This is a genomic window from uncultured Corynebacterium sp. (genome assembly GCF_902489365.1).
GTDB lineage: Bacteria > Actinomycetota > Actinomycetes > Mycobacteriales > Mycobacteriaceae > Corynebacterium.
In genome coordinates, this window is the sequence record NZ_CABTZR010000083.1 from 1 (window position 1) to 8593 (window position 8593).

The 8593-nt window shown below is 60.4% G+C and carries 8 protein-coding genes and 1 riboswitch; all 8 genes read left to right on the forward strand.

Annotated features, from left to right (window positions below):
• The first annotated feature begins 590 nt into the window (after nt 1-590).
• Nucleotides 591-765: riboswitch (TPP riboswitch) on the forward strand.
• Entirely contained in the window at nt 754-1398 is a 645-nt protein-coding gene (locus RDN59_RS10200; protein WP_308607740.1) for an ECF transporter S component, read from the forward strand. Its footprint overlaps the riboswitch before it by 12 nt.
• Nucleotides 1399-1512: 114 nt before the next feature.
• On the forward strand, nt 1513-2979 hold the full coding sequence (locus RDN59_RS10205; protein WP_308607741.1) for an ABC transporter ATP-binding protein: 1467 nt from the start codon (nt 1513-1515) through the stop codon (nt 2977-2979).
• A gap of 103 nt (nt 2980-3082) precedes the next feature.
• A complete protein-coding gene (locus RDN59_RS10210) occupies nt 3083-3805 on the forward strand; it encodes an energy-coupling factor transporter transmembrane component T (protein ID WP_308607744.1) in 723 nt (240 codons plus the stop codon).
• Nucleotides 3806-3847: 42 nt separating this feature from the next.
• Complete coding sequence (locus RDN59_RS10215; RefSeq protein WP_374044606.1) at nt 3848-4462, forward strand: isopentenyl transferase family protein; 615 nt, start codon at nt 3848-3850, stop codon at nt 4460-4462.
• 215 nt (nt 4463-4677) lie between these two features.
• Nucleotides 4678-5049: a 30S ribosomal protein S12 gene (gene rpsL, locus RDN59_RS10220; protein ID WP_005286791.1), complete on the forward strand. Its 372-nt coding sequence runs from the start codon at nt 4678-4680 to the stop codon at nt 5047-5049.
• A 6-nt stretch (nt 5050-5055) separates the two neighbouring features.
• A complete protein-coding gene (gene rpsG / locus RDN59_RS10225) occupies nt 5056-5523 on the forward strand; it encodes a 30S ribosomal protein S7 (protein WP_070525758.1) in 468 nt (155 codons plus the stop codon).
• Between the two features lie 302 nt (nt 5524-5825).
• Nucleotides 5826-7952, forward strand: a complete 2127-nt coding sequence (gene fusA / locus RDN59_RS10230; RefSeq protein ID WP_308607742.1) for an elongation factor G — start codon at nt 5826-5828, stop codon at nt 7950-7952.
• A gap of 363 nt (nt 7953-8315) precedes the next feature.
• Nucleotides 8316-8593: GTP-binding protein (locus tag RDN59_RS10235; protein WP_308607743.1), on the forward strand; the 278-nt coding region annotated here is incomplete at its 3' end.

Sequence of the window (8593 nt, forward strand, 5' to 3'; positions counted from 1 at the left end):
AATGCTCAGCTGAAGCGTTTCGGTGCTGATTACCAGCAGGCTGCTGGTGCTGTGGCTCTGATTGCTGCTGGTGCTCTGGCTATCGGCCTGTTGGCTGATGCGTGTGCACCGGGTGCTGACGAGGGTTCCTCCAAGTAATCGAAGCGTGAGGTTGTGTTTCCTCTAAAAACACCGCCCCAGGGAGGTGCGTTAACCTCCCGCTCAACGTGAGAGTTGATATAGCGGGACATTGCTGCTGGGCTTTTATAGCCCGGTGGCGTGGCCTGGCTCATTGCTCGATTTTGTTTGTTTGATAGTTCCGAAATACGATTTGTTATTTCTCATAGTCTTGGGTCTCTACCGAAGCTTTTCCTTTCCTTAAGCTGTACGAGTGGAGGCTCATGGCCACTGGCTTTTGAAGCCGGTGTGCACGTACCCCGTCGCGTAGGTCAGAGGACGCGACGGGGTACATTCGTTTTCTCTGGCCTAGCGGCTTACCTCTTTTGCTTAAGGCAGAGGTAGATGTGTTCTCGTGAGGTACTCCTTGCTAAGCTGACAGTGCTTTTGAGCGTGCTTAGCTGGTGCTCTTTTGGCGCCGGCGGCTTCTAACTACACATCGTCACGGGTGCTTCCTCGTTTTCCTGTTAGTGCTTAGCCCTAATTCCTTTCGTTTCTTGGGTGGTGTGCGGAGGTTGGCTGAGGAGGCTGAGATGCCGCGGTAAAGCGGCGAACCGTCGAACCTGATCCGGATAATGCCGGCGAAAGGGAGGAATCATGAACTCTGTATCTCATGGTGGATCTGTTAATGGCGCATCTGCGAATGGTGCTGCTGCGCCGCGTAATTTGAACTGGCGCGTCGTTGACATCGTGGTCGCTTCGGTGCTGGGTGTGGCGTGCGGAATTGTGTTCCTGGCGTGGAACACGGTGGGCTACGCTTGGTTCCAGGCCATGGATGCGCTCACGCCAGGTCTGGGTGGCATTGCCACCGGCATTTGGCTTCTTGGTGGCGTCGTTGGTGGTTTGATTATCCGTAAGCCGGGTGCCGCACTCTACGTGGAGCTGTTGGCGGCCATCGTGTCGGCGGTCCTGGGCTCCCAGTGGGGTATTAGTACGTTGTACTCCGGCATCGCGCAGGGAATTGGTGTGGAAATTGTCTTGGCCATCTTCCTCTACCGTCGCTTTAGCCTGGGCATTGCGATGCTCGGCGGCATGGCAGCGGGCTGGGGTGCGTTTGTGCTGGAGCTGTTTACCTCCGGAAACCTGGGCAAGACCCTGCAGTTCAACATCATCTACCTCGTCACGCTGAGCATCTCCGGCGCCATTCTGGCAGGAGCCGTGGGCTACTTCGTAGTCAATGCGCTTGCGAAGACTGGTGCGCTGGACCGTTTCGCGGTCGGCCGCGAACAGCACAGTGCTTAAGCAAGCGTTGCTTGTTGTGCGTTGTTTTCTGTGGGTGCTTGTTGATTGTTGATGCTGAGCATTGACTGGTAGCTGAATTAATGGCTGTTGCTTGGTGGCTGGTGGCTGATTCTGATGGCTGATGTGGGTTCGGTAGAAGGGATGTCCGCGGGCGCGACGAAGCTTGTCGCGCGCGGCTATGGCTGGACGCATGCGGGCAGGCGTGCGCCGGCGCTGGCGGATATTGACCTGGATATTTCACCGGGGGAGAAGGTCCTGCTGTGCGGTGATTCCGGGTCCGGGAAGTCCACGCTGCTGGCGGCTATTGCAGGCGTGCTCGGCGGGGATGACGAGGGCACCCGGGTAGGGGAGATTCTTCTTGAGGATGCCTCTGGTCATAGTGAGCCGCCTGGCCGCACGATTCCGGTGGGCCTGGTGCTGCAGGACCCAGACTCCCAGGTGATTGCCGCGCGTGTGGGCGATGACGTTGCCTTTGGTTGTGAGAATTTGGCCTACCCGCGCGAGGAGATCTGGCAGCGGGTGTCGGCGGCGCTGGAGATGGTGGGGCCGTACGTCGATTTGTCGTTTCCCACGGAGCGTCTCTCCGGAGGGCAGAAACAACGCTTGGCCCTCGCCGGTGTGATCGCCATGGGGGCGGGCATGGTGTTGCTCGATGAGCCGACGGCGAACCTCGATCCGGAGGGCGCGCGCGAGGTTATTGAGGCCGTGTCCACCATGGTGGAGCGCACCGGCGCCACTCTTATCGTGGTAGAACACCAGCACGCGGCGTGGAAGGGCGTGCTTGACCGCGCGATTGAGCTGAAGGATGGGCGCATCGTCGCCGACGGTCCAGTCGATTCCGTTGTCGCTAAGCGTTCGCTTAGCGGTTTGCCGCGGGCGCGGGAGATCGGTGGGACGTCGCCAAGCAGCGCTGGGGTAGTACCGGATGTGGCTGTACCGGAGTCGGCGGCGCTGTGGAGCACTGACCTGGTCACCCGCTTCGGGCCGCCGCGCAGCTACGCGCTGCCCCGGGGGATGTCCACGGTGATTACCGGGCCCAATGGCGCGGGCAAGACCACGTGGCTGATGACGGTAGCGGGGTTGCTTCCAGCAGTAGCCGGGGAGATTGGTGTGGCCGAGTACGTGCGGCGGGGGCTGAAAGGCGCGCCGTTGACGTGGAAGTCCCGGGACCTGGCGGACCGCATTGGCTTCGTCTTCCAGAATCCCGAGCACCAATTCGTCGCCCGCACGGTGGCAGAGGAGCTGCGTGTGGCACCCCGTGTCATGCACCGCGAGGTGCCGGAGGGACGCATTGCGGAGCTCGTGGAGGCACTACGCCTGGGGCATTTGCTCAACGCCAATCCGTTTACGCTCTCCGGTGGGGAGAAGCGCAGGTTGTCGGTGGCGACTGCGTTGGTCACGGCGCCGGAGGTGCTGCTTCTCGACGAACCCACCTTCGGCCAAGACCCCCACACCTTCACCGAGTTGGTGTGGTTGCTGCGGCGCATGGCGGATGAGGGGACGACGATTGCGTCGGTGACTCATGATCCGTTGTTCATTTCCGCATTGGGTGACCACCGAGTGGAGGTGAGCCGTGGCTGAGACAACTACCTCGTCGGCCAACGCGGACGACGCTGGTCGGGCCGAACGTGCTGGCCGCGTTGGCCTGCTGCGCGGCGTGAACCCGCTGACCCGTATCTTCCTCATGTTCGTGTGGGTAACCCCGCTGCTGCTCTCTGTGGATTGGGTCTCTGCGGCAATGTCCTTGGCCATGACTTTAGTTTTTGCGCCCTTGTGCGGGGTATCGTGGCCGCGCCTGTTTAAAGCCGGCTGGTTCCTTTTCCTTATCGCCCCATTGTCTGGCATCTCGATGCTGCTCTACGGCGCGCCGGGCGGGCGGGAGTACTTCAGCTGGTGGCTGATTACTGTCACGGACAACTCGATGGAGCTGGCCATCGCCATCACGATGCGCGTGCTGGCGGTAGCGCTGCCCATGGTGGTGCTGGCGCGAGATATTGACCCGACGGAGCTGGGCGACGCCCTCTCGCAAATCCTCAAGCTACCGTCCCGCTTCGTCATCGGGGCGGTGGCCGGGGTGCGCATGATGACGTTGTTCAAATCCGATTGGCAGTACCTGGCCATGGCGCGGCGTGCGCGTGGGCTGACCGACGAAGGCCGCATCAAACACCTCATCACCATGTCCTTCGGGCTCTTGGTGTTGGCGCTGCGGCGCGGGGGCAAGCTGGCCACGGCGATGGAGGCGCGCGGTTTCGGGCGAACCCCGCCGGGTGGTGGGCAACGCACGTGGGCGCGGCCGTCCCGCTTTGTCGGCCAAGACTGGCTGGTGATGGTGGTGGGAACGGGCCTTGCGGCGCTTCCGGTGGTAGTTTCGGTTCTCAGTGGGTCCTGGAGATTCTTCGGACTCTAGGACGACTCTCTCAAAGCTGCACGCTAGACGTACCCAGAAGTGGTGAAGAAATACATGCAGGACGCGGACCGCACGGCCGACCAGGACAGCGGTAAGGACACTGCCCAAACGCACGCCGCCGAGATGGATCGGCTCTTGACCGATGTGGTGGCGCTCGCCGCGTCGCGCAAGCGCCCGATGCGCCCAATTACCGTGCTTATCGACGGCCCCTCCGGCGCCGGCAAGACCTGGACCTCCGTGGCCCTGGCGGAGCGGACTGGGTGGCGAGTAGTCCACCTCGACGAGTTCTACCCCGGCTGGCATGGGCTGCACGAGGGCTCAGAGATGGTCTCGGAACAAGTGCTGCGGGAGAATAACCCGGGCTATTGGCGCTGGGACTGGGAAGCCAACGCGCCGAAGGATTGGGCCAGCTTGGATGAGCGCGACGATCTGATCGTTGAAGGGGTTGGTTCTGTCACCGAGGCCACCGTAGCCGCCGCCAAGGAGCGCGGCTCCGTGGTGACCGTGCGCATCGACGGGCCGCGTGAGAAGCGTCGCGAGCGCGCCCTTGAGCGCGACCCCGGCTATGAAGAGTGGTTTGAAACCTGGGAAAAGCAGGAGCAGGAACACTTCGAGAACCGCGCGGTGGAGGCGGACCTGACCTGGGAGTGGCGCTAGCGGTTGGGGATTTGGGCAGATCAAAGGGGTGGTGGTAGTCTGTCCAAGGTTTCATCTTTATAGGAGATGAAAAGTCTGATCGGTATCTCAACCATCCACTGGGCGAGATTCGTTCTGGACATGCGGAAGGGCCCCGGAGAAGAGCCCCTATTTTTGCATGTTTGGGCGAGTGAAGCGGTCAGTTCAAGCCGAAGTCATAGAGAAAGACTAGATTTATGCCAACTATTCAGCAGCTGGTCCGCAAGGGCCGCCACGACAAGAAGGCCAAGGTTGCTACGGCCGCCCTGAAGGGCTCCCCGCAGCGCCGTGGCGTGTGCACCCGCGTGTACACCACCACCCCGAAGAAGCCGAACTCGGCTCTGCGTAAGGTTGCCCGTGTGCGCCTGACCTCCGGTATCGAGGTTTCCGCCTACATTCCGGGCGAGGGTCACAACCTGCAGGAGCACTCCATGGTGCTCGTCCGCGGTGGTCGTGTGAAGGACCTCCCGGGTGTTCGCTACAAGATTATCCGCGGCGCACTGGATACCCAGGGCGTGAAGGACCGTAAGCAGGCTCGTTCCCGCTACGGCGCAAAGAAGGGACAGTAATCAACAATGCGTAAGAATGCTGCACCGAAGCGTCCTGTAGTTAAGGACCCGGTTTACAACTCCGAGCAGGTCACCATGCTCGTGAACAAGATCCTGCGTGACGGCAAGAAGTCCACCGCTGAGCGCATTGTCTACGGTGCTCTCGAGGTCTGCCGCGAGAAGACCGGTACCGATCCGGTTGGCACCTTGGAGAAGGCCCTGGGCAACATCCGTCCGGACCTCGAGGTTCGCTCCCGTCGTGTGGGTGGCGCTACCTACCAGGTCCCGGTTGAGGTTAAGCCGGCACGTTCCAACACCCTGGCTCTGCGTTGGCTGGTTACCTTTACCCGTCAGCGTCGTGAGAACACCATGATCGAGCGTCTCGCAAACGAGATCCTCGATGCATCCAACGGCCTGGGTGCTTCCGTGAAGCGCCGTGAGGATACTCACAAGATGGCTGAGGCTAACCGCGCCTTCGCTCACTACCGCTGGTAATCCCTGCGGTTTAACCCGCCACACGGCATTATGGCTCGAACAGCGATATCATCGTTTACCTGCGCTGACAGTGCGTGCTCGCGCTCCCTTCGGCGGAGCCGCGCGCGCTAGTCGGTGCGGAACTTAAACCTTAATAGCGTTGTTCGGGCCATTTTTTATGGCGTGGGCTTCACGTCTCACGCTGACGTAGAAGCCTAGACGTGGCAAAATAGACCAAGACCTATCCATGAAGACGTCACACTTAGTTGCGTCAGTGCACAACTGACGCGGGCGTCGACGACAATTAAGTTGGGGTATTAACTGTGGCACAAGAAGTGCTTAAGGATCTGAACAAGGTCCGCAACATCGGCATCATGGCGCACATCGATGCGGGTAAGACCACTACCACCGAGCGCATTCTCTTCTACACCGGTATTAACCGTAAGGTCGGCGAAACCCACGATGGTGGCGCGACCACTGACTGGATGGAGCAGGAGAAGGAGCGCGGCATCACCATTACGTCCGCTGCTGTGACCTGTTTCTGGAACAACAACCAGATCAACATCATTGACACCCCGGGCCACGTGGACTTCACCGTTGAGGTTGAGCGCTCCCTGCGTGTTCTCGATGGCGCTGTTGCTGTCTTCGACGGTAAGGAAGGTGTCGAGCCGCAGTCCGAGCAGGTGTGGCGCCAGGCTGCTAAGTACGACGTCCCGCGTGTCTGCTTCGTCAACAAGATGGACAAGCTGGGCGCTGACTTCTACTTCACCGTTCAGACCATCATCGACCGCCTCGGCGCTAAGCCGTTGGTTATGCAGCTGCCGATCGGCGCTGAGGATGACTTCGACGGCGTCGTCGACCTGATCAACATGCAGGCCATCACCTGGCGCGGCAAGACCGAGATTGGTACCGATGGCACCATCGAGGAGATCCCGGCCGAGCTGCAGGAGAAGGCTGAAGAGTACCGCGAGAAGCTGCTCGAGACCGTTGCTGAGTCCGACGAAGAGCTCATGGAGAAGTACTTCGGCGGCGAAGAGCTGACCGTTGAGGAAATCAAGGGCGCTATCCGCAAACTGACCGTGAACTCCGAGATCTACCCGGTCTTCTGCGGTACCGCTTACCGCAACAAGGGTGTCCAGCCGCTGCTCGATGCCATCGTTGACTACCTCCCGAACCCGCTGGACATCGGTGAAGTCAACGGCACCTCCCTCGACGGTGAGGAGACCCTGACCCGTAAGCCGTCCGTCCAGGAGCCGTTCTCCGCACTGGCCTTCAAGATTGCCGTCCACCCGTTCTTCGGCAAGCTCACCTACGTGCGCGTCTACTCCGGCCAGGCTATCCCGGGCGAGCAGATGCTCAACTCCACCAAGAACAAGAAGGAGCGCGTGGGCAAGCTCTTCCAGATGCACGCGAACAAGGAGAACCCGGTCGAGCACGCCGACGCCGGTAACATCTACGCGTTCATCGGTCTGAAGGAAACCACCACCGGTGACACCCTGTGTAACCCGGACAACCCGATCATCCTCGAGTCCATGGACTTCCCGGATCCGGTTATCCAGGTTGCGATTGAGCCGAAGACCAAGGCTGACCAGGAGAAACTGGGTACCGCTATCCAGAAGCTCGCCGAAGAGGACCCGACCTTCACCGTTCACCTCGATGAGGAGTCCGGCCAGACCGTTATCGGCGGTATGGGCGAGCTGCACCTCGACGTTCTGGTTGACCGCATGAAGCGCGAGTTCAAGGTTGAGGCAAACATCGGTAACCCGCAGGTTGCTTACCGTGAGACCATTCGCAAGAAGGTCGAGTCCCTCGACTACACCCACAAGAAGCAGACCGGTGGTTCCGGCCAGTTCGCAAAGGTCATCGTCACCATCGAGCCGTACAACCCGGATCCGGAGGAGCTGGAAGAGGGCGAGTCCGCAACCTACAAGTTCGAGAACTCCGTCACCGGTGGCCGCGTTCCGAAGGAGTACATCCCGTCCGTCGACGCTGGTATCCAGGACGCTATGCAGTACGGCTTCGTCGCTGGCTTCCCGCTGGTGAACATCAAGGCCACCCTCGAGGATGGCGCTTACCACGACGTTGACTCCTCTGAGATGGCCTTCAAGCTCGCCGGCTCTCAGGTCCTCAAGGAGGCCGTCGCTAAGGCTAAGCCGGTTCTGCTGGAGCCGATCATGGCCGTTGAGGTCGTGACCCCGGAGGAGTACATGGGTACCGTTAACGGTGACATCTCCTCCCGCCGTGGCCAGGTCTTCGCTATGGAAGACCGCTCCGGCGCCAAGGTCGTCAAGGCGAAGGTTCCGCTGTCCGAGATGTTCGGCTACATCGGTGACCTGCGTTCTTCCACCGCTGGCCGTGCAAACTTCACCATGGTCTTCGACTCTTACGCTGAGGTTCCGTCCTCCGTGGCACAGGAGATCATCGAGGAGCGCACCGGCGCCAAGGCCTAACTTTTAGGCCCCTGCCGCAAAGGCGTACATGCGGGGCTGGTAGTCTTCGCCAGTGGAAGACCAGTTCCGCGCCTTGGGGTAGCGGTCGGCTGAGCGCACACGCATGATGTGGGTTGAGCCGGCCGTTACCCTCCCAGGATCCGTTAATTTGATTCTTGTCGAGGGTCAACGTCCGCACGTGTTGGGCGGGGTTACCTCCTATTTAGGCAGTTTGAAAAAACTGCGGCATAAATCTAGGATCGTGTAACTGGCACGTAAGAAAGCGTCATTAGCGCTTATGGGCTTCGGCTCGAAGTGCCAATGGCAATACAAACCACGTGGCTGCGAAATACGTAGCCGCCATAGAGTCCAGGAGGACAAACAGTGGCAAAGGAGAAGTTCGAGCGTACGAAGCCGCATGTGAACATCGGCACCATCGGACACGTCGACCACGGCAAGACCACCACCACCGCAGCGATCACCAAGGTTCTGGCTGACGCTTACCCGGAGGAGAACACCGCTTTCGCCTTCGACATGATCGACAAGGCTCCTGAGGAGAAGGAGCGCGGTATTACCATCAACATCTCCCACGTTGAGTACTCCACCCCGAAGCGCCACTACGCACACGTGGACGCCCCGGGCCACGCCGACTACATCAAGAA